Consider the following 20,067-nt stretch of genomic DNA (forward strand, 5'->3'; position numbering starts at 1 on the left):
CCACGGTGATCAGGTCGCCGGGGTGAAGCGGAGTCGCTGGCCGGGCCTCAGCTGGGCGGCCAGGGGGATGTCGGCCGCGCGGACGACCGCCACCACAGGGTAGCCGCCGGTCGTCGGGTGATCGGCCAGAAAGATGATCGGCAGGCCGCTGGGCGGCACCTGGAGGGCGCCGGTCACCATGCCCTCGCTGCCCAGTTCGCCGTCACGGGCGCGGAGGAGCTTCGGGCCGTCGAGGCGTACGCCCACGCGGTTGCTGTCCGGCGTCACCTCGTACGGCTGCCCGCACAGCACGGAGATCGCGTCGGGCACGAACCAGTCGTCGCGGGGGCCCGGCAGGATCCGCAGTATGGGGACATCGGGCGGCTGCGCCACGGGAGCGACGTCCACCCCGATGTCACTCAATCCGGACGACCCACCGATCGGCAAGCGGTCACCGGCCGAGAGCGGAGCGGGGCCGAGTCCGGAGAGGAGGTCCGTGGACCGGCTGCCGAGCACCGGCTCGACCCCGAGCCCGCCGCGTACGGCCAGGTAGGTGCGCAGGCCGCGGGCGGGAAGCCCCACCTCGACGAGGCTGTCCGGCGGGACCCGGCAGGGCGCGTTCATGCCGTGTGCGCGTCCGTTGATGAGGAGCGGGGCCGGGGCGCCGGAGACGGCGATCCATGCGGCACGGTGGAAGCGGAAGGCGGCGCCGCCGAGGGTGAGTTCGACGCCCGCCTCACTCTCGGGGTTGCCGACGAGACGGTTGGCCAGCCGCAGCGCGCGGCCGTCGGCGGCTCCTGAGCATGGCACGCCCAGATGCGCGTGGCCGGGACGGCCGAGGTCCTGCACGGTCGCCAGCGGCCCGGGTCGGACGACCTCGATCACCGCGCATCCTCCGGGGAGCGGACGAAGCGGACGCGGGTACCGGGCTGGAGGAGGGACGGCGGGTCGCGCGTCACGTCCCACAGCCGCAGGTCCGTACGGCCGAGGAGCCGCCAGCCGCCCGGTGACGCGGACGGGTAGACGGCGGCGTACGGCCCGGCGATCGCGACCGACCCCGCGGGTACGGAGGTGCGCGGCGACTCCCGGCGCGGGACGTGCAGGGCGGGGTCGAGGCCGGTGAGGTATCCGAAGCCAGGCGAGAACCCGAGATACGCCACGGTGTACGCGGCGGACGCGTGGCGTTCGATCACTTCGTTCCGCGAGAGGCCCGTGAGCTGGGCGACCTCGTCGACGTCCGTGCCGTCGTACACCACCGGGATCTCCACGGCGGGAGCCTCACCGGCCGCCGATTCCGGAAGGGGCAGCTCCGGCAGCCGGGCGGCGAGCCGGCTGAGATCGCAGCGGGCCGGGTCGATGACGACCAGGACCGTGCGTTCGCCGGGAATGACGTCGAGCACGCCGGTCACGGTCGCGTCCTGGCCCGTGGCCGCCTTGCGCACGGCGGCGTGGAGACGGTGTGCGGTCTCCAGATCGCCGGTCTCGACCAGAAGCGCGGTGTCGCCCGCCCTCCGGACCCTCACGCGAAGGGCTCCAGCGCGACGCCCGCCTCCGCCAGCGCGGCCCGGACGGACCTGGCGAGCTCGACGGCGCCGGGGGTGTCGCCGTGAACGCAGATCGAGCGGGCCCGCAGCGGGACCTCGGCGCCGCCGACCGCGACGACCACCCCGTCGACCGCCATCCGGACGGCCCGTTCGACGACGACGGCGGCTTCATGGATGACCGCTCCCGGCTCGCGCCGCGACACCAGCCTGCCCTCCGGCGTGTAGGCGCGGTCGGCGAAGCATTCGGCGACGACCGTGAGGCCGTCGGCGACCTCGTGCACCGCCGAGCCCGGCAAGGTGAGGAGCGGCAGCGACGGGTCGTACGCGCGGACCGCGTCGGTGACCGCGCGAGCCTGTGCCGGATCACCCGCGATGCGGTTGTAGAGGGCGCCGTGGGGCTTGACGTAGGCGACGCGGCCGCCCTCGACACGGGCGATCCCGTCGAGCGCCGCGAGCTGGTAGAGGATCTCGGCCGTCAGTTCCGGCGCCGCGACGTCCATTTCGCGGCGGCCGAACCCGGCCAGATCCCGGTAGGACACCTGCGCGCCGATCGTCACCCCGCGGGCGACCGCGCCAGCGCACACCCGCCGCATGATGAGCGGATCGCCGGCGTGGAAGCCGCACGCCACGTTCGCGCTGGTGATCACGTCGAGCAGGGCGAGGTCGTCGCCGAGCTCCCAGATGCCGAATCCCTCACCCAGGTCGGCGTTGATGTCCATGACGGGCATGTCCCAGATCTATCACCCGGCCGCACCGGCGCCGCGCCCGAGTGCTCGGCGTGGTGTGGTCACAGTGGGGCGGCGTCCGAGTGGTCGGTGATGAACATCCGGCCCGGCGAGTGGGTGACGGCGAACGCCGGCTTGCTCGCCATCACGACCGCCTGGGGAGTGACCCCGCACGCCCAGAAGACCGGCACGTCGTCCGGCGCGAACTCGACCGCGTCACCGAAGTCGGGCCGGTCGAGATCGGCGATTCCCAGCTCCGCGGGGTCGCCGACGTGGACCGGCGGTCCGTGCATCTCCGGATGGCGCGCGCTCACCTCGATGGCGGTGGAGACGAGCGCGGGCGGGACCGGGCGCATCGACACCACGAGGGGCCCGGAGAGCCGTCCGGCGGGAACGCACGGCCGGTTGGTCACGTACATCGACACGTTCCGGCCCTGGCCTATGTGCCGTACCGGCACGCCCGCAGCCGACAGCGCCGCCTCGAAGCTGAAGCTGCACCCGAACAGGAAGCCGATCAGGTCGGGCCGCCAGTACTCGGTGGCGTCGGCCACCTCGGCCAGGAGCGTGCCGTTCTCGTAGATCCGGTAGGCGGGCAGGTCAGTGCGCAGATCCGCGGCCGGTGCGACGCCGCGGGGATGCGGGTCGCCGGGGTCGGTCACGTCCAGCAGCGGGCACGGACCGGGATTGCGATGCGCGAACAGCAGCGCGTCGAACGCGAGCTCACGTGGCACGGCGAGCAGGTTCGCCTGCGCGTATCCGCGGCACCAGCCGCTCGTCGTCGGCGTCGTGGCGCCCGTACGGAACAGGGCGCGGGCCTGCGTCGGCGTCAGAACCGACGGTTGGTCGAGGGCCTGGCTCATGCAGGCGTCATGCCCGATTACCGCCTCTTTAGACGGTTTCCTCGCGCAGATCCGCCACGTCGGCACGCGGCGCCCACGCCTGGTAGACACCGCGGTCGAACGTTTCGAGGCCGAGCCGTTCGGCCACCGGCGCCTTGCCTCCCGTGTACTCCACCCGGAGCCAGGTCTGGTGCTCGCCGAGCACCACGAAGGGCTCGCCCTGCCACGTGCAGAACGTGTTGACGTACGAGAGGTGCTCCAGCTCCGCAGCCGGCACCACCCGCACGAAGCGACCCGGCGCCGCCTCGGTGAAACCGTCCGCCGGGGCCGCCGAGTAAAGCCGCACTTCGGCCCCATCCGGGCTCGCCTCGTACTCCGCACCGCGCCAGCCCGCGTAGTAGCCGTGCCGGAAGCTCATACGCCCTCCACTCGCACCCAGCGGCGGCGGTCCGCGTCGTATCCGGCGACCAACGCCTCCACTCCGGACCGGTGGATCCGGTACATCTCCGCACCGTGCGGCAGGCGCTGGCTGTCGACCTTGAACTCCGGGATCGCGGGCCCGTCACCCGGCGCGTACCCCGACCCCGGGAACGGCGCCTTCTCGATCACCCAGCCGCCCGGAATGATCCCCATGCTCCACTCGTCGATCCCGCCCAGTGGCCGCCGGAACAACGACGGCTTCACGGCCGGCCACCGGATCACGTAGATGTCCTCGTCCCTGGCCGAGAACGGCGACCCTTCGTAGACCAGGCCAAGCGCGCGCACGAGCAGCTGTGGAGTATTCAGCTCCGCCACGTCCTGCAGCCGATGCACATACCCGGCGACCCACTCGTAGCCGCCGTCGAGATAGTGCGCCACATGCTCCGGCCGGACCACCTTCTGCATCACGACGAAGTCCGCATCGACAGGCGGTGCCGTAGATGGAGACCCCGGTACGGGCGGCTGCGGTGGCACGAAGTCTCGCCCATATGGCGGTGCGCTCTCTCGCATAGGCGGGGGCGCTATCTCCTGCACCGACGATGCGGCGCCCTCCCGCACGGGCGGTGGCGCGCCCTCCTGTATTGGTGGTGGCGGGCTTTCCTGTACGGCGGGTGATGCGCCCTCTTGCACGGGCGGTGCTGAGGCCTGCTGCGAGGACGGCGGTGCGTCTCGCACAGGCGATGGTGCGCTCTCTTGCACCGACGATGCCGCGAACTCTCGCAGGGGCGGTAGCGCGCTCCCGCGTGAAGATGGCGCGTTCTCCTGAACGAGTCGCGGCGCCGTCTCCCGAATAGGCGGCGTGGTTTCCCGCACGGACGGTGGCGCGCTTTCCGGCACGGGCGGTGACGCGGCTTCTTGAAGGGGCGGGGCGAGGTCTCGTACGGGTGGCGGCGCGGCTTCTCGTACGGCAGGTGCGGGCTCCGGTGCCGCTTGAGGCGCAGGAGCAGGTGCCTTTTGCTTGGCTGACTTAAGGAGGGCGGCGTCCAGATAGGCGGCGCTGGGAAGCCCGGGGTTGACGGCGAGCTGCCACTCGGGGCGAGGCCAGTTGCCGGCGAGTTCGGTGAGGGTGGCGGGCCGGTGATGGACCGCTTGCCCTCGCAGCGAACGATCCATCGCGTCCGGCGACGTGAAGGCCAGGACGAACGTGCCGTCGCCGAACTGGGCGGTCGCGTAGTGATGCCCGGCGCGCGACGGGTCACCGGGGACCGGGAGATGGAGGACCGCCCCGGCGAGCAGATCCAGATAACCGCGCTGGTCACCGCGATCACGGGCCTCGGCGAGCGCGGCCTCCAGGTCGGCGTCGGAGGCCTCTGCCTCCTGCTCCTCGGGGGCCGACTCGTCGGGGATGGCCAGCGGGATGCCCAGGCCGGGCAGCGCGAGAGGCCCTCCGTCAGGGCCGCTGCGGCTCGCCTGGTAGACGAGCTCCAGCGGGGAGCCCACCCCGTGCACGTCCCGGAACGCCGCCGCCATCCGGCCCGCCATCTGCTCGCAGGTGGCGGAGAGGTCGTCGAGGGGACGCCCGGCGCGGTCGGCGACGGAGGCACGGTGCCACCAGTTGAGCCGGTTGCGATCGTTCGGCGGACGCCAGCCCAGGTCGGTCAGCAGACTCTCCTGGCGCGCGTTCAGCGGGCTGGGCAGGAAGGCGCTGCTGACAGCCTCGGCGTCAAGCGCGTCCTGCGCGCGCATCACCTGAACGTAGGGCAGGCCACCGGGTTTCTGCAGGATCAGGAACGACTGGACCGGCAACCTCATCAGCTCGATGGCCAGCCGCTTGGCGAAGTCCTCCCAGTCCACTTTTCGACCGTACCCGGAACGTCACTCGGTCCAAGGGGCAGGCACGGCGTCGGTGCGGACCGGAGTCCACGATCCGCCGATCGCGTCGTAGACGGCCACGGGGACGGCCCTCTCGTTCTCGTCTCCCTCGCCGTTCCAACGCCAGAGCCGTGTGCCCTGGGGGGCGCGGACAGGGACCACAGGACCCGACAGCACCGCACCAGGCGGGGGGGCCGGTTCCGGAGCCACCGGTCCCGGAGACGACGCGCCGGGGGACATCGGTCCCTGGGGCGTCAGCCCGGGCTGTGCGGGCGCGGGAGACACCGAGCCGAGCTGACTGGGGCCGGGACCCGGACCGGGGCCCGGGCCCGAACCGGGACTGGAACCGGAACCGGGAGTCCCTGCACCAGGCTGAGGGGTCTCAGGAAACGCGGAACGGGGCCGAGCGGCCTCCGGGATAGGCGAGCCAGGCTGAGGGGCCTCCGGGAAAGGAGGGCCGGGCTGTGGGGCTCCTGGGAAGGCCGCGCCGGGCTGTGGGGCTCCGGGCGACGCCTGACCCAGCTGCGCGGGATTCGGCGGGACGGAGCCCGGCTTGGGCTCTGGGGCGATGGGGGCCGACAGCATGGCGGACGCCCCTGGACGGCCTGATGGAACGGGTGGCTGCTCAGGCGGAGCGACGGCCGGAGCGGCGGCCGGAGGGAGAGCGGTCGGCCGCTGGGAGGCGAGGCGGGTGACGGCGGTGGCGTCGAGGTGGACCTCGCTTGGCAGGCCCGCGTTGATGGCGAGCTGCCACGTCGGGTCCGGCCAGGCGGCGGCGAGCTGACCGAAGGAGGAGCGGCGGTAGAGCCCCGCGGCCCGGTCGCCGACCGAGCGGGCGAGGGCCTGCGGGGAGGTGAAGACCATGAGGTACGTGCCGGAGCCGATGGTGGTCGTCGGGAACTCGGCGTACTCCGGATCTTCGACGGCCGCGCCGGTGGCGGGCAGGACGAGGTCCGCCGCGAGCAGCAGCTGGAAGTACGTCGCGTGGTCGGCGCGCTGCTTGGCCTCGGTGAGCTGCACCTCCAGCTCTTCGGGATCCATGGCCGGGGCGGTCACGTTCTCGATGACCGACCGCCGCCGCATGCTGATCCGGCTCGGGTCGGCGGCCTCGATGCCGAAGTCCAGCAGTTCGATCAGGCCGCTGCCGTGCCGGTGGAACGACTCGTACACCAGGTCGGACGGGCGCCGCACGCCCTGCACGTCGCGCAGCGCGGTCACCATCACGTCGGCGAGGCGGGCGTAGTCGCCCGGGGTCACCGTGTGGATCCCGGTGCCCGACTCGGGCAGCTCAGTCCACCAGTTGCGCGGTGACGGCTCGGCGGGCGGGCGCCACCCGGCCTCGCTCATCACCTCTTCGTCGGCGAGCGTGAGCAGCAGCGGCCCGTCGAGGAAGTTGTTGCTGACGGCCTCGGCGTACAGCCGGTCCGGCTCCCGCATCGCCTGGACGTAGTGGCGGCTCTCATCGCGCTCCCGCACGATGAGGATGGTGTCCCTCTCGAGGACCGCCAGCTCGCGTCCAAGGTGCCGGGCGAACTCGGACCACTCCAACAAGATCACTCCCTACCGCCGAGCCGTCCCCGAGGCTCCGGCGAAGACCGCCGCGGCGCCGTTGCCCGAGATCTCGATGATTGTCGTCCCGGACGCCTCTGGCAAACCGGAAGTTCACTCAGGTGGGGGTTCGTGACGCAACACACGCAAGGATTTCACCAGCTCAGCATCATCGTCGCCGCACCGGTCGAGAACGTCGATCAACTTGTGCAGGATCTCGTGCCGTTCGTAGCCGACGTCCAGCAGTGCTTGCGCGGTCTCCCACAGTTGCGGCGGATCGCCGTTCCACAGGCGTTCGGTCAGCCGTTCGTGCGAGTCGAGGTGGTCGGCGGGGGCACCGGGGTGCTCGAACTCGAGCATGACGCGCCGGTCGTCGGGGTCCGACGGATCGAGGGTGGACAGGTCGATCGAGCCGTGCCGCCCGGAGAGCCGGTGCTTGCCCGACAGGAACGGCAGCGCGAACGCCCGGCGCGGGAGCGCCTCCAGGTCGCCGTCGGGCAGCAGCCGGTCGACGAGCTCGCGCTCCAGGCCGAACGCCGAGGGGTCGCGGTACGCCTCGGCGAACTTGGTCGTGGCGTCCCAGATCGCGTCGAGCGTGGCACGGACGCCCTCCTCGGGCAGCCCGGTCTGCCTGCCCGCCCAGCGCACCCAGGCCGCCAGCACGTGCGGCACGGCCTCCTGCTCGGTCGGTGACAGCAGGACCTTGCGGGGCAGCCAGTCCAGCAGGAACATCTCGCTCTTGATCGGGCTGACCCGCAGCGGCCGGCCGAAGTCGTGCGCGCACCCGTAGTCGATGATCCGGTCGACGCAGCGGCTGGCGGCGGACCGGTCGGAGAGGTCCTCGGCCTCGTCGGAGGCCAGGAAGCTCACCGCGATCTTCGCGCGGCGGTCCTTGCCGTAGGTCTCGGGGCGCGGTGGCCGCCCGCCCGGTGGCAGCGCGCGCACGCGGGCCCGGAGGAACGCGTGGTACGAGCCGAAGTTCTCGTTGACCGGCGGGTCGATGGTCTCGTTGGTGAACTCCAGCGCGCGCTGGAGCACCGCCCTGGTGTCGCGCGGATCGAGCTGCTCGAACCGCATCAGCGGATTGGTGCGGCCCTCCCGGCGGCAGTGGTCGAGAAGCGTGCCGACCTGCGACGACACCCACGCGTCGCGGACCATCCCGAAGGCGGGCGGGCCGCCGTTGCCGGTGGGGGCGGCCTTGTTACGGTCCACCAGGACCACGAGCGCGTGCCGTTCCGCGCCGCCGTAGGTGTACGTACAGATGATCGAATCCTGGTCTCCGTAGACGTCGCGGGAGACGTAGCACTCCTCGTGCGCGACCGCCCCGACCCGGTCGGCCCAGCCTGGCCGGGCCACACCGCGGTCCATGAGCGCCAGCGCGGCGCGTTCGGCCTTGGCCTGCTGCCGGGTGGTGCCGAGATAGGAGATGCCGGTCAGCAGCGCCAGCGCGGCCGGGGTGCCGGCCTGCCCGGCATGGTCGACCAGGGCCTCGCCGATGACCTCTTCGACCTCTCCCTCGCCGATGCGGTGCCCCCACCAGGAGCCGAGGATCTCGCTCACGATCAGCTCGGCGTCCAGCGGGCTGCGCACCGCCAGCAGTTCCCGGGCGTGCCGCAGCATGTCGTCGAAGATCGCGGAGACCTCGTCCGAGGGCGGCCTGCCGTCCCCCGCGGAATCCCCGTGGGGATGGCGGCGGCTGCGGGAACTCACGGTCCTAGCTTCTCAGATCCCGTGCCGGACGGTGTCAAGGACATCGCGCGCCGACCGGATTGGGACGCGACATGCCCGCCGGACACCCCCCGCCACCTGGGATGGCAAGGACCGGCCACCGTCCGCGACGCGCCGGTGGCTGCAGAGATCGCCGTGTTCAGAGGTCGCCGTGCCCCGAATGGAACGGGCCGCGCCCCGACGGCGGTTCGGATTTGATCATTCCGACCAGGTGCTCGCGCGCCAGCCGTTCCACGAGATCCGGCGTGGCGTCGAGTCCCAGATGGGTCATACAGGCGTGGACGTCGGCCACGCAGCGTTCCACAGTGCCGGTGCTGAACGTCGCGAACTCCGCAGCGAGACGCCGCGCGAGAACGTCGCGGGTCTCGCTCCGGTGAGCGGCAAGTGCAGGCATCTACGCACACCCTCCGAGCCCGAGAGGTCCCAGCGGACGGGGTTCCGACCAACCTCTCCTCGATGTCCTATTCCAACGCGTTTATGTGGAGTGTCAAGGGCTCTCCGGGCCACGTTTTCGGGGCACGGCGGCGTCCGTCAGTGGAACGCTCTGAGAACCCATATCTTCTGCTGCTCCGTCTCTTACCCCGTTTGAGCTGGAACGATCCATCGCCGTCAGCCATCCGGCGTGATGGCGAGCCGCCCATGACCGGTCCACCCGGCCGGTGAGCATCCCGGTCAACGCCCCCTGGTCGCGCAGCGCGTACCAGAGGTGGCCGAACGTCATGACCACGATCGCCAGCGTCAGCCAGTCGTGCACGAACGTCGCGCCGCCCCGCCACGAGTCCGGCCACGGATCGGGGAAGGTGAGCATCGCGCCGGTGCCGAGCATGACCAGGATCGACCCGGCCACGAACGCGGCGTTCAGCTTCTGGCCCGCGTTGAACTTGCCCACCTCGATCACGCCGCGCCCGTTCAGCACGGCCCGCCGATCACGCCGGCGCAGCCACTCGGTGTCCCGCGGCCCGAACCGGTTGAGGCGCCGCAGGTCTTGCCGGAACGCCCGAGACAGCACTCCGAGCAGCACGGGCACCGGCAGCAGGAACCCCGCCCACACATGGATCGGCTTGATGAGGTTGCGCCGCCCCACCAGCGTCGAGAGATCCGGCACGTACAAGCACGCCGCCGTGACCAGGCAGACCAGCATCAGGAGCCCGGTGACATGGTGAACGGCCCGCTCGGCGACGCTGAACCGCGCCACCCACGCCGCACGCCCGTCCACCGCACGGCCGTCCACCGCACGGCCGTCCACTCGGGGGCGCTCGTCAGGTCGGTTCATCGTCACGTCCGTTCGATCTGCCCACCCAGGCGTCGACGTCGTAGCCCCGTTCCTCCCAGTAGCCCGGGATGACGTCGGAGGTCAGCTCGATCCGGCCGAGCCACTTGAGGGACTTGTAGGCGTACATCGGCGCCACGTACAGGCGTACGGGGCCGCCGTGGTCGTGCTCCACCGGCCCGCTGAGCATCCCGGTCGCGACCAGGACGTCCCGCCGCCGTGCCTGTTCGAGCGTGAGCGACTCGGTGTAGACGCCGTCGAACGAGTGGAACCGCACCGCCTGGGCCTGCGGCGGCACGCCCACGGCGTCCAGCAGATCGGGGAGCGCGACACCCGCCCAGGCGACGTTCTCCACCCGCCAGCCCGTCACGCACTGGAAGTCCTTGGTCATCTGGGTCTGGGGGAGACGTTGCAGGTCGGCGAACGAGAACGTGCGCGGTTTCTTCACCAGGCCGTTCACCGTCAGCCGGTAGTTCTCGGGCTTGCGCGCCTTCACGCCCGCGACCACCGAGTAGTAGCGGAAGCCGCCCGCCGCGGGCAGCACCTGGCCGACCGGGCCGAGCGGCGCCAGCGCGCGGTTGACCTTCTGCTGCGCGTTCGCGCCCACGGCGATCCCCAGGGCGCCGAGGCCGAGCATGCCGAAGATCACCCGCCGCCCGACGGGCGCGCCGGTGGTCTCGTCGTCTTCGTTCACCTTCCCATTCGAGCACCGCGGACTCGGCGGCGCCAAGGGCGGCCGCCGGACGTAAGGGATCTGTCAGATCTAAGCTGAGGGCATGGCCACCAAGGTTCACCTCGCACAGCAGCCGGAGGCGGACGAGCTGCTCGGACGCAGCCCGCTCGCCGCCCTGGTCGGCATGCTGCTCGATCAGCAATTTCCCATGGAACGCGCCTTCGCCGGGCCGTACGTGATCATGCAGCGCGCGGGCTGGGACGATCTCGACGCGCACGAGATCGCCGCCTACGACCCGGAACGCTTCGAGGCGCTGATGGCGGAGCCGCCCGTGGTGCACCGCTACCCGAGGTCGATGGGCAAGCGGGTGCAGCAGCTGTGCCAGTACCTGGTCGAGCATTACGAGGGTGACGCCGAGGCGATCTGGCGGGACGCGCCGAACGGACGCGAACTTTTCAAGCGGCTCAACGCACTGCCGGGGTACGGCAAGCAGAAGGCCCAGATCTTCACGGCGCTGCTCGGCAAGCAGTACGGGGTGACGCCGGAGGGCTGGCGGGAGGCGGCCGGTGCGTACGGCGAGGAGGGCTCGTACCGTTCGGTGGCCGACATCACAGGGCCCGAGTCGCTGGAGAAGGTCCGCGCCTTCAAGAAGGAGATGAAAGCCGCCGCCAAGGCCAAGGACTGACGCTGGTCCAAGCGGGCGGCCCCAAAAGAACGCTCAGTTTGGACCATGCCGACCGGGCTGACCAAGGAGACTGACCCTCCGTAAGGCTTTACCTTCTTTTTGCAAAAGGAAGCGACCCAGCTAGGCCCCTATTCGGTGCATCCTTAAACCTGATCTTCATCGAACTCCCGCCCCGGAGAGCGCCTTGGCGTCGTAACATCTGCTACTCGCCGTCCGAACGGGCCTCCCCCGGAAAATTTCGGGGGATACCGGCCGGGCGGCGTCCGAATTCCCGAGGAGTCGTCCGACATGGATGCCTGCCAGGGCTTCCGTCCACGGCGAACCATCGGGATGATGAGTACCTGACTCCGACCGGTGTTGTGATGGAGGCGGGAGCGTTAGCCTGCTCCCATTCACTCATTGTGATGAAGACTTGCCTCGCGGTACGGGACCCCCTGGGACGGAGGTGTTGTCCATGAGCACCGACACGTCCGTTCCGCGTCCCCGGATCTCTGGGGTGGAGGGCAAGCCCATGGATGCGTCCGACTCCGCGCTGTACGTGACGTTGATGAAGGAGGCTCCAGCAGGGTTCGCGTTCTTCGACACCGGGCACGGTTGCCGCCGGGTCAACGACGCGCTCGCCCGCATGCTCGGCGTGGCCGCCGGCGACCTGCAGGACCGCCGCCCTGCCGAGGTGCTTCCCGAGGAGCTCGCGACCGCCTTCGAGGCAGCGCTCCGCAAGGTCCTGGCCGAGGACCGGCCGCTGACGGACATCGACCTGGTCGTACGGGGCGCGACGTCGTCCGCGCCGGGTGAGCCGGGCCAGGCCCCGGCAGGCGACCCGTCCAACGAGATGAACGGCCCTCACAGCTCCAACGGCCCGTCCACCGTGTCCTTTCCGGAGTCCGCCGCGGACCGAGGGGCCGATGGCGGCGACCCGGCCGGCATCGGTGTCAGCGCCGCCGACACGCCCGGGCGCCCGTTCGGCGACGAACGGATCCTGAGCTGCTCGTGGCTGCCTTCGCACGGCCGCGACGGCAAGCAGCTCGGCGTCGTGCTCACCGCGCTGGACGTGACCGAGCGCCGCCGCGCCGAGGAGGTCATCCGCCGCAAGGAGCAGCGTTACCGCTCGCTCGTGGAGGCCAGCTCCCAGGTGGTGTGGGTGGCGGCGCCCGAGGGCGGCGTGATCGACGACGCGCCCGAGTGGCGGTCGATCACCGGCCAGACGCCCGACGACTACGCCCGCGACGGCTGGCTGGCGGTCGTGCACCCGGAGGACCGCCCCCGCATCGAGGCGACCTGGCGTGAGTGCGTCGAGGACGACCGCGTCTTCGAGACCAACTACCGGATCCGCACCAAGAGCGGCACGTACCGCCACTTCGACGTCCGCGCAGTGCCGATCCGGCAGGGCGAGACGGTGATCGAGTGGGTCGGCGCCAACACCGACGTGACCGGCCAGCGCGAGGCCGAGGAGATGCGCGGCCGCCTCACCGAGCAGCTGTCGGCCGCCGCGCTGCGCACCGCGCGGCTCCAGCAGGCCACCTCGATGCTGGCCGAGGCACTCACCGTCAGCCAGGTCGTCCAGGTGATCACCGAGGTGGGCCGGTCGGCGATCGGCGCCGACTACTCCGCGGTGGCGCTGCTGGACGACGACAAGCTGCGGCTGAGCATCGTCGCGCCGTCCCAGCCGGGCGCCGAACGGGACGGCCGCGGCGGGGAGGGCAGGCCCTCCTCCCGCGATGACTTCAAAGTAAGTGACCAAACTGTTATGTCGGTCGCCGTGCGCGAGAGCCGGCCGTTCCTCGCCGAGCATCCCGACAGCCTCCGGCTGCAGCTGGGCCGCGACGAGGCGGGCCTGTTCCTGCAGCACACCGAGGAACGCGCGTGGGTCGGCCTGCCGCTGCTCGCGGCCGGTGCCCCGATCGGCGCCCTGCGGTTCTCGTTCACCCGCCCACGGGAGATCACCGAGGAGGAGCGGGTCTTCCTGGAGGCGCTGGCGGGCCAGTGCGCCCTGGCCGTCGAGCGCGCGCTGCTGTTCGAGCGCGAGCACAAGACCGCCGAGGAGCTGCAGCGCAGCCTGCTGCCCAGCGATCTTCCACAGCTGCCCGGGATGCAGCTGGCGGCCCGCTACAACCCGGCGACACGCCATGTGCAGGTCGGTGGCGACTGGTACGACGTGTTCCGGCTGCCGGACGACCGGCTCGCCGTCGCCGTCGGCGACGTCATGGGCAAGGGCGTGCTCGCCGCGGCCGGAATGGGCCGCGTCCGCAACGCCCTGCGCGCCCTCGCGCTGAACGACCCCCGGCCCGCCGCGGTGCTGGCGGGCCTCGACCGGCTGTTCAGCGCCACCGAGGACGAGGAGCAGTTCACCACGGTCGCCTACGCGGTGATCGACCCCGAGACGGGCCGCGGCGCGTTCAGCAACGCGGGCCACCCGCCACCCCTGTTGATCTCGCCCGACACGCCCGCGCGCGTGAGCACGCGGGAGCCCGGCACGCCCCTCGGGTGGCCGAGTCAGAGACAACAGACAAGTTTTTCCATCGAGACCGGCAACACTGTGGTGTTCTATTCCGATGGACTGGTGGAGAACCGTAGGCGTGGAGTGGACGCCGGCCTCGAGGAGCTCGTCTCCGTGGCCATGGACGCTCCACCTGAAGTGGTAGGAGACCCAGAGAGACTTGTCGACTTCCTGGTCGATCGCATGCTTGCCGGGTATGAGCAAGTGGACGATGTGACCGTACTTGCCCTGCACGTCCCGCCGAAGTCCGCCTGATCACCACCGAAGACCCGCGCAAGACGGCGTAGTACGTACGAAGGACCGCTCCGCGCCCCCTAAGGTGGTGTGTTACCGGGCAGGACATCGATGCGGAATGCGCAGCCGTGCCAGAATGCTTGACCCTAGTAAGAGCGGGTACGCTGCGGTCCCGCACCGGGGAGTCCCGCCCAGTGTGTGGCCCCACCCAGTGTGAGGCCGGGCCCGTCAGGGCACTTGGGTCAACCAAGCCACACGTTCGTTCGAGAGGTATTTGTGTCGCCTGCTAGCTCGACCTCGAAAGCGTCAGATCTGCACGAGCACGTCATCGCGCAACTGATCGAGCGTGGACGGTCCCAGGGTTACCTCGAAGCCGACGACGTACGACGTACGTTCGAGGAGGCCGACATCCCCGTGTCGAAGGCCTCCAGCATTCTGCGGAGCCTCAGCAAGGAGGGTGTAACCGTCATGGTGAGCGCTGCCGACTCCGCAGCGCCCAAGCGTCCGCGCAAGCGCGCGACGCCGACGGCGCGCAGGCCCAAAACAGCCGCTGCAGCACAAGAGCAGCCCGACACGGTGACCGCGGTCGTGAGTGACGACGCTGACGAGACCGCCGCCGCGCCCAAGCCGGCGCCCGCGGCGAAGAAGGCCGAGCCCAAGAAGGGCCCGGCGAAGCCGAAGAAGGCCGGAGCCGCCAAGAAGGTCGCCGCCGCCGACGCCGCCAAGGGCCCGGTGAAGGAGGCGACCGGCAAGGCGGGCGACGACCCCGAGCTCGAGGACGTCGACGTCGCCGACCTCGAGGACGCCGACCTCGAGGATCTCGAGGCGGACCTGGAAGTGGTCGCCGAGACCGAGGTCGAGGCCGACAGCGAGGCCGAGCCCGAGGAGGGCGCCGCCAAGGCGGTGGCCGGCAAGGCCGTCGCGGGCAAGGCGGCCGAGGGCGGTGCCACCACGTCCGAGGAAGAGTCGTTCACGCTCAGTGACGACGAGGACGACGCTCCGGCGCAGCAGATCGCCGCCGCCGGCGCCACCGCCGACCCGGTCAAGGACTACCTCAAGCAGATCGGCAAGGTCCCGCTGCTCAACGCCGAGCAGGAGGTCGAGCTCGCCAAGCGCATCGAGGCCGGCCTGTTCGCCGAGGAGCGCCTGGCGGCCGACGGTCCGTCGATGTCCGAGGAGGACCTCGAGGACTTCGAGTGGATCGCCGAGGACGGTCGCCGGGCCAAGAACCATCTGCTCGAGGCCAACCTGCGACTGGTGGTCTCGCTGGCCAAGCGCTACACCGGCCGCGGCATGCTCTTCCTGGACCTGATCCAGGAGGGCAACCTCGGTCTGATCCGCGCCGTCGAGAAGTTCGACTACACCAAGGGCTACAAGTTCTCCACGTACGCCACCTGGTGGATCCGGCAGGCGATCACCCGCGCGATGGCCGACCAGGCCCGCACCATCCGCATCCCGGTGCACATGGTCGAGGTCATCAACAAGCTGGCCCGCGTCCAGCGCCAGATGCTCCAGGACCTGGGCCGCGAGCCCACCCCGGAGGAGCTGGCCAAGGAGCTCGACATGACCCCGGAGAAGGTCGTCGAGGTCCAGAAGTACGGCCGCGAGCCGATCTCCCTGCACACCCCGCTGGGCGAGGACGGCGACAGCGAGTTCGGTGACCTCATCGAGGACTCCGAGGCCATCGTCCCGGCCGACGCGGTCAGCTTCACGCTGCTGCAGGAGCAGCTGCACTCGGTGCTCGACACGCTGAGCGAGCGCGAGGCGGGCGTGGTGTCGATGCGGTTCGGCCTCACCGACGGCCAGCCCAAGACGCTCGACGAGATCGGCAAGGTGTACGGGGTGACCCGTGAGCGCATCCGCCAGATCGAGTCCAAGACCATGTCCAAGCTGCGTCACCCGAGCCGCAGCCAGGTCCTCCGCGACTACCTGGACTGATCACCCACTCACGGGAAACGCCGGTCTGCCCCACGGGCAAGACCGGCGTTTTCCGTCCCAAACCCCCAACCGCCGCCTCAAGGGCTTGGTCAGGTGGGGAGGATCACGTCCAGATCGGTGCCGTTCAGCTCGACGGTGTAGCCGAGGTCGGCGACGGCCTTGAGGAGGGCTTCGGGCGTCCGCGGGTTCGCGCCCGCCTTGATCAGATCGTGGGCGACCTTGCCGCGGGTGGCCTTGGCCATGTGGCTGACGACGGTGCGCTTCGGCACGCCGCCGAGCATGCGCTCGCGGAACACGCGGACCGTCACGGCCGGCTGCGGGGCCTTCCACGCAGCCATGTACGGGCCGGAACGCATGTCCACCACCAGCCGGCCGTCCGGGTGCAGGGCCTCCTTGAGGGCGGGGCGCCAGACGGCCGCCAGACGCCCCTCGGAGGGCAGGGTCACGCCCATGGCCAGCCGGTATGGCGGGATGCGGTCGGTGAGCCGCAGTGCGCCCCACAAGCCCGAGAAGACGATGATCTGCTCGGCGGCGCGGTCCGCGTCCAGGTCGGGGAGGGCCAGATTGTCGTACAGCACGCCGGTGTAGAGGCGGGACACGGGCAGCGTCGGCGCCTCGTACAGGACCCGGTTGCGGCCGAGCGCCTCGACGATCTGCCCGGCGGGCAGGCACAGGACCTCCGGCGCGTCCGCGCGCACGCACACCTCGGCCAGCGCGCCGAGCACGCGTTCGCGGGTGGGGTTGAGCTCCGGGAAGCTGAGCCCGGACAGGTCGAGCGGCGGGCCCTCCCCGTCGATCGCCTTCCGTTCCGACGGCGGCAGCAGGATGAGCACTTTCCTCCCCGAAACTTCCCATAGGGTTCTGCGATGGACGGCCTGAACATCGACGACCTTGTGGCCGCGGCGTGGCCGGCTCCGTTCTCCCAGGATATGGCGGGCTGGCGGCTGCGACACGCCGGCGGGGTGACCAAGCGCGCGAACTCGGTGCTCCCGCTGGGAGATCCGGGGCCGGTGGACGCGGCGATCGAGCGGGCCGAACGTTTCTATGCCGAGCTCGGCCTTCCCACCGTCTTCTCGGTGAGCGGGCGGGCGTGTCCGGCAGAGTTGGACGGGATGCTTGCCGATCGGGGTTATGCCCTGGTCGATCCCACGCTGGCGATGATCAGGGAGATCGGCGAGGGAGGCGGCGGGGTGGCGGTCGACGACACGCCGTCGCGTGAATGGCTGGACCTGTGGTGGTCGGTGGACGGCCGGTATCCGGAGCAACTGCCGATGGCCGAGAAGATCCTCACGGGTGTTCCCGCCGGATACGTGATGCTCGACGGCGTGGCCGTGGGGCGAGGTGTGGTCCAGGGGGAATGGCTCGGGATCTACTCGATGGCGGTGGCGCCTGAGGCGCGGCGGCGGGGCCTCGCCAGGCGCGTGCTCCGCGCGCTGCTGGAATGGGGCAGCGGACGGGGATGTACGCGTGCCTATTTGCTGGTCGTCGAGGAGAACGCGGCGGCCCGGGCGCTGTACGCGTCGGAGGGATTCGAGGTGGCCGGGGGCTATCACTATCGCGTGAAGTGATTTTCAATACGGAGAGTATTGATGTGATAACCGTGTGAAACTAGGCCTTCCCGAAATACCAACGGCGGCCACCCACACCGGTGACCGCCGTCGAGGGATTCTTTTATGTAGGGGCTTACCGCTCTTCGGCCGGGGCAGAAGCCGGGGTTTCGTTCAGCCTGTCGCTCTCGTCCTGAATGTCGGCCCCGTTCGCGCGGAGAGCCTCTGCGTACTTACGCCCGTGGTGGGCGCAGAACAGAAGGTCGCCGCCGCCTACAAGGACTGCACGGACGTAGGCCTGGGCGCCGCAGCGGTCGCAACGGTCTGCGACGGACAGCGGCTTGGTTGGGGCAAGGGCTCCAGTCACGGCACCTTCCTCATGCTCGGGGTCGGTACTTAGGAGAACATCTAACCCGACGCTGGCGTTCCCAACCTGCCGTGAAGTACGCCCAGAGCAGAATGGGGGGTTAAGTGACCGACGTCACACGTTTTGGCAAGGGTTTTATGAACGTCATGCGGCATCCCAGCGGAACAGTCTGGTAGCGACCACTGCGCCCGCCAACGAGATGCCCAGAAGGATTCCGATCTGCGGGAGGGCCGACGAGGGGCCGAGGCCCCGCATCATGACGTTGAGCATCCCCTCGTTCAGATACCGCAGGGGGAAGACGTACGACAGGGCCTGCAGCCAGCCGGGCGCGCCGTCCAGCGGGAAGAACGAACCGCCCAGGAACGCCATCGGCAGCACGATCAGCTGGGTGACGGTCTGCGCCGCCTCCTGGGTCTTGGCCCAGGCGCCGATCACCATGCCGATCGACAGGAAGGCCAGCACGCCCGAGACCACCAGCGGGATCGCCATCCACCAGGAGTCCTGCAGTTTGAGGCCGAAGACCGGCAGCCGGGCGATCGCCAGGAACAACGCCATCTGGGCCAGCGCGATGCCGATGCTGACGACCACCCGGGCGCCGAAGACGGCCGAGATCGGCGCCGGCGACAACCGGAGCCGCCGCAGGATGCCCTTGGTGCGCCAGGTCACGAGCGTCTGGGACGCGCCGAACACGCCCGCCGAGGCCAACGCCCAGCCCAGAAGGCTCGGAGTGAAGAACTGGATCGCCTTCGTGGAGTCGTCCTCGACCTGCTCCGGCACCATCCGATAGGTCGGCGGCCTGCCCGTGACGGCGATGTTGGCCGTCTGCACGATCGACTCCATGTAGCCGCGGACCGTGCCGGACTTGACCTGGTCGGCGGCCGAATAGTGCATGACGACGCTGTCGCCCCGCTGCTCGACGGCCGCGTCGGCGTCGCCCTCGCGGACCTTCTTCAGCGCGGCCGCCCGGTCGGTGCCGCCGGTGATCGACATGATCTTGCCGAGCTCGGCGCCGTCGTGCGCCCGGGCCTGGTCCAGCACGGTCACCCGGCCGATCTGGATCACCTTGGCCTTGGACGTGGTCTGGTTGCCGAACACCCCGCCGAAGATCACCAGGAACATCAGCGGGAAGACGATCGTGAAGAACAACGCGCCCTTATCCCGCCGGAAACCCAGGTACATCGCGCGGGACAGGCTCTTGAAGCTCGCGAACGTGCTCATGCGCGGTACTCCCTGCCGGTGAGCTCGAGGAAGACGTCTTCGAGGGTGCCGCCGTGGATCTGCACGCCCGCCAGGGCGTCCTTGGCGGCCATCGCGGCGACGACGGCCGACGGGTCGCGGGTCGAGATCGTCAGGGACACGCCGTCGTCGCTGACCGTGTCGGCGCCCGGCAGCGCGCGGGCGTCCTCCTCCGCCAGGAGCCCGCTGGCGACGCTGATCCGGGCCGGAGCGTCCAGCCCGCGGACGAGGGCGGCGGGCGGGCCCAGCTGCAGGATCCGGCCCCGGTCCATGATCGCGACACGGTCGCAGAGCACCTCGGCCTCGTCCATGTGGTGGGTGGTGAGCACGATCGTCCGGCCGCCGGTGTTGATCTCGCGCAGCAGGTCCCACAGGTTGCGGCGTGCCTGCGGATCGAGGGCGGCGGTCGGCTCGTCCAGGAACACCAGCTCGGGATCGTGCACGAGCGCGCAGGCGATGGACAGCCGCTGGGCCTGCCCGCCCGACAGCTTCTCGACCTGCACGTCGGCCTTCTCTCCGAGGCCGACCGTCTCCAGCATGGCGTCGGCCTTCTCGGCGGGCACGCCGTAGAGGGAGCCGAAGGTCTGCAGTTGCTCGCGCGCGGTCAGCCGTTCAAAGAACGACGACGCCTGGAGCTGGACCCCTATCCGGGGCAGTAGCGTGGAGTTGCGCGGCCATGGCGGCAGTCCGAGGACGGTCACCGTGCCCTCGTCCGCCTCCCGGAGGCCCTCGATGATCTCCAGGGTGGTGGTCTTGCCGGCGCCGTTCGGGCCCAGGATCCCGAAGAACTCGCCCTGATGCACATCGAACGACACGCCGTCGACCGCTCGCACGTCCCCGTACCGTTTGCGGAGACCGTCAACGCTGATGGTGTATGCCATGATCAGGAAGTTACGGAGGGCGAGGCCGGGGGACACCCGTCCACGGGTGGAGTTCGGCTTCTCCACCCGCCGTGCCCCCCTGGA

19 protein-coding genes are annotated in these 20,067 nt (G+C 70.4%); 4 read left to right on the forward strand and 15 right to left on the reverse strand.

The window, feature by feature from the left end; genetic code table 11:
* Positions 1-9: 9 nt before the first annotated feature.
* From F8566_RS23360 to F8566_RS23415, 11 genes are all read right to left on the reverse strand, one after another.
* Complete coding sequence (locus F8566_RS23360; RefSeq protein WP_151563323.1) at positions 10-864, reverse strand: 5-oxoprolinase subunit C family protein; 855 nt, start codon at positions 862-864, stop codon at positions 10-12.
* Positions 861-1,502 carry a 5-oxoprolinase subunit PxpB gene (pxpB, locus tag F8566_RS23365; protein ID WP_151563325.1) on the reverse strand — a complete coding sequence of 214 codons (642 nt, stop codon included), beginning with the start codon at positions 1,500-1,502 and terminating at the stop codon, positions 861-863. The genes F8566_RS23360 and pxpB overlap by 4 nt, the downstream gene beginning before the upstream one ends.
* Complete coding sequence (locus tag F8566_RS23370) at positions 1,499-2,251, reverse strand: LamB/YcsF family protein (RefSeq protein ID WP_151563328.1); 753 nt, start codon at positions 2,249-2,251, stop codon at positions 1,499-1,501. The genes pxpB and F8566_RS23370 overlap by 4 nt, the downstream gene beginning before the upstream one ends.
* 59 nt (positions 2,252-2,310) lie before the next feature.
* The gene (locus tag F8566_RS23375; RefSeq protein WP_151563330.1) at positions 2,311-3,108 is read right to left on the reverse strand and encodes a putative hydro-lyase; all 798 of its coding nucleotides are present in this window, start codon (positions 3,106-3,108) and stop codon (positions 2,311-2,313) included.
* A gap of 28 nt (positions 3,109-3,136) precedes the next feature.
* Entirely contained in the window at positions 3,137-3,505 is a 369-nt protein-coding gene (locus F8566_RS23380; RefSeq protein ID WP_151563332.1) for a hypothetical protein, read from the reverse strand.
* Entirely contained in the window at positions 3,502-5,361 is a 1,860-nt protein-coding gene (locus F8566_RS23385; protein ID WP_151563334.1) for a TY-Chap domain-containing protein, read from the reverse strand. Before F8566_RS23385 ends, F8566_RS23380 begins: the two co-directional genes overlap by 4 nt.
* A 21-nt stretch (positions 5,362-5,382) precedes the next feature.
* Positions 5,383-6,930: a TY-Chap domain-containing protein gene (locus F8566_RS52335; RefSeq protein ID WP_264159399.1), complete on the reverse strand. Its 1,548-nt coding sequence runs from the start codon at positions 6,928-6,930 to the stop codon at positions 5,383-5,385.
* A 111-nt stretch (positions 6,931-7,041) separates the two neighbouring features.
* The gene (locus F8566_RS23400) at positions 7,042-8,637 is read right to left on the reverse strand and encodes a hypothetical protein (protein WP_318836436.1); all 1,596 of its coding nucleotides are present in this window, start codon (positions 8,635-8,637) and stop codon (positions 7,042-7,044) included.
* 157 nt (positions 8,638-8,794) lie between these two features.
* Positions 8,795-9,049: a hypothetical protein gene (locus F8566_RS23405; RefSeq protein WP_151563336.1), complete on the reverse strand. Its 255-nt coding sequence runs from the start codon at positions 9,047-9,049 to the stop codon at positions 8,795-8,797.
* 93 nt (positions 9,050-9,142) lie between these two features.
* Entirely contained in the window at positions 9,143-9,928 is a 786-nt protein-coding gene (locus tag F8566_RS23410) for a cytochrome b/b6 domain-containing protein (RefSeq protein ID WP_151563338.1), read from the reverse strand.
* The gene (locus F8566_RS23415; RefSeq protein ID WP_225993446.1) at positions 9,915-10,619 is read right to left on the reverse strand and encodes a molybdopterin-dependent oxidoreductase; all 705 of its coding nucleotides are present in this window, start codon (positions 10,617-10,619) and stop codon (positions 9,915-9,917) included. The genes F8566_RS23410 and F8566_RS23415 overlap by 14 nt, the downstream gene beginning before the upstream one ends.
* Before the next feature lie 82 nt (positions 10,620-10,701).
* Here F8566_RS23415 and F8566_RS23420 point away from each other — a divergent pair, with 82 nt between their 5' ends.
* From F8566_RS23420 to F8566_RS23430, 3 genes are all read left to right on the forward strand, one after another.
* Positions 10,702-11,283 (forward strand): HhH-GPD-type base excision DNA repair protein, encoded by a 582-nt coding sequence (locus tag F8566_RS23420; protein ID WP_151563340.1) that lies wholly within the window; start codon positions 10,702-10,704, stop codon positions 11,281-11,283.
* 454 nt (positions 11,284-11,737) lie between these two features.
* Positions 11,738-14,035, forward strand: a complete 2,298-nt coding sequence (locus F8566_RS23425; RefSeq protein WP_151563342.1) for a SpoIIE family protein phosphatase — start codon at positions 11,738-11,740, stop codon at positions 14,033-14,035.
* A gap of 255 nt (positions 14,036-14,290) precedes the next feature.
* Complete coding sequence (locus F8566_RS23430) at positions 14,291-15,952, forward strand: RNA polymerase sigma factor (protein ID WP_192809821.1); 1,662 nt, start codon at positions 14,291-14,293, stop codon at positions 15,950-15,952.
* An 89-nt stretch (positions 15,953-16,041) separates the two neighbouring features.
* Here the strand turns inward: F8566_RS23430 and F8566_RS23435 are convergent, their stop codons facing one another.
* Positions 16,042-16,785, reverse strand: coding sequence for a YaaA family protein (locus F8566_RS23435; protein WP_151563344.1), 744 nt, complete (start codon positions 16,783-16,785; stop codon positions 16,042-16,044).
* 33 nt (positions 16,786-16,818) lie between these two features.
* Between F8566_RS23435 and F8566_RS23440 the strand changes: the two genes are divergently transcribed.
* Positions 16,819-17,520, forward strand: coding sequence for a GNAT family N-acetyltransferase (locus tag F8566_RS23440; protein WP_151563346.1), 702 nt, complete (start codon positions 16,819-16,821; stop codon positions 17,518-17,520).
* Positions 17,521-17,635: 115 nt separating this feature from the next.
* On the opposite strand, the gene F8566_RS51500 is transcribed toward F8566_RS23440, so the two are convergent.
* From F8566_RS51500 to F8566_RS23455, 3 genes are all read right to left on the reverse strand, one after another.
* A complete protein-coding gene (locus tag F8566_RS51500) occupies positions 17,636-17,866 on the reverse strand; it encodes a DUF7455 domain-containing protein (protein ID WP_151563348.1) in 231 nt (76 codons plus the stop codon).
* 144 nt (positions 17,867-18,010) lie between these two features.
* Positions 18,011-19,084, reverse strand: a complete 1,074-nt coding sequence (locus tag F8566_RS23450; protein ID WP_151563350.1) for an ABC transporter permease — start codon at positions 19,082-19,084, stop codon at positions 18,011-18,013.
* Complete coding sequence (locus F8566_RS23455; protein ID WP_151563352.1) at positions 19,081-19,983, reverse strand: ABC transporter ATP-binding protein; 903 nt, start codon at positions 19,981-19,983, stop codon at positions 19,081-19,083. Before F8566_RS23455 ends, F8566_RS23450 begins: the two co-directional genes overlap by 4 nt.
* Positions 19,984-20,067 lie beyond the last annotated feature (84 nt).

This window comes from Actinomadura rudentiformis (genome assembly GCF_008923185.1).
GTDB lineage: Bacteria > Actinomycetota > Actinomycetes > Streptosporangiales > Streptosporangiaceae > Spirillospora > Spirillospora rudentiformis.

Coding starts and splice junctions, on each gene's coding strand:
- F8566_RS23370 (WP_151563328.1), bottom strand. CDS start 2,251: ATGCCCGTCATGGACATCAACGCCGACCTGGGTGAGGGATTCGGCATC.
- F8566_RS23375 (WP_151563330.1), bottom strand. CDS start 3,108: ATGAGCCAGGCCCTCGACCAACCGTCGGTTCTGACGCCGACGCAGGCC.
- F8566_RS23380 (WP_151563332.1), bottom strand. CDS start 3,505: ATGAGCTTCCGGCACGGCTACTACGCGGGCTGGCGCGGTGCGGAGTAC.
- F8566_RS23405 (WP_151563336.1), bottom strand. CDS start 9,049: ATGCCTGCACTTGCCGCTCACCGGAGCGAGACCCGCGACGTTCTCGCG.
- F8566_RS23410 (WP_151563338.1), bottom strand. CDS start 9,928: ATGAACCGACCTGACGAGCGCCCCCGAGTGGACGGCCGTGCGGTGGAC.
- F8566_RS23420 (WP_151563340.1), top strand. CDS start 10,702: ATGGCCACCAAGGTTCACCTCGCACAGCAGCCGGAGGCGGACGAGCTG.
- F8566_RS23425 (WP_151563342.1), top strand. CDS start 11,738: ATGAGCACCGACACGTCCGTTCCGCGTCCCCGGATCTCTGGGGTGGAG.
- F8566_RS23440 (WP_151563346.1), top strand. CDS start 16,819: ATGGACGGCCTGAACATCGACGACCTTGTGGCCGCGGCGTGGCCGGCT.
- F8566_RS23450 (WP_151563350.1), bottom strand. CDS start 19,084: ATGAGCACGTTCGCGAGCTTCAAGAGCCTGTCCCGCGCGATGTACCTG.
- F8566_RS23455 (WP_151563352.1), bottom strand. CDS start 19,983: ATGGCATACACCATCAGCGTTGACGGTCTCCGCAAACGGTACGGGGAC.